The sequence below is a fragment of the Acidithiobacillus ferriphilus genome (assembly GCF_018854775.1).
GTDB lineage: Bacteria > Pseudomonadota > Gammaproteobacteria > Acidithiobacillales > Acidithiobacillaceae > Acidithiobacillus > Acidithiobacillus ferriphilus.
Genome location: NZ_JAAZTY010000278.1, coordinates 1 through 621 on the forward strand (window position 1 = coordinate 1; position 621 = coordinate 621).

The following is a 621-nucleotide window of genomic DNA, read 5'->3' on the forward strand; positions in this document are numbered from 1 at the left end:
CGCGCTGTTCTCCGCGCAAGGTCGGGTTGCGGCGCGTGGATCTGCCCTCGGTGCCGGTAATGCTTTCATTCCGCCTCCAGGCCGCTCCCGTGATGGCAAAACCCCCTTCACGCCCGTCCCCGGTAAGGCGATTGCGCGGCGCTTCCCGCGTTGCGACCACCGGCGCGGCGCTATAGGCCTCATCCCGATAACGGAACTCGGGGGTGCCGGAAACCAGACCCGCCGCGAGATTCACCGGACCGGTGATGCGTCCGACCGCGCCATAGGCCGTGCCGGTCACGCGGCTGAGTGGGCTCTCCTGTGCACTGCGCGCGGGGGTCGTGACGCTAAAATTTCCGCGGACCGCCGCCACCTCCGGGGCAGCGACGGTCGTTTGTGGCGCATCGGCCGGAGCACGGGTGAGGGGATGCATCCGCGTTCCCACACCCCCCTGCGGTACCCGCTGATCCGCACCACCATAGGGCGTTCCACTTAAAACCAGTCCTTCACCACGGGCGGAACCAGTCACCTTGCTGTCCGGCCCCAAGCGGATGCCCGTCATCGTCGCACCGGCGACACCGCTTCCGCTTGCCATCAAGGCGCGTGCGCTGGCCTGGGAATCGGATGCGCAAAATGCCGCGT

The 621-nt window shown here is 67.8% G+C and carries 1 protein-coding gene; it reads right to left on the minus strand.

The features are described from left to right. Positions 1-574, minus strand: a 574-nt coding sequence (locus tag HF921_RS13220) for a CsoS2 family carboxysome shell protein (RefSeq protein ID WP_264318214.1), incomplete at its 3' end; no start/stop codon positions are given. Positions 575-621: the final 47 nt, after the last annotated feature.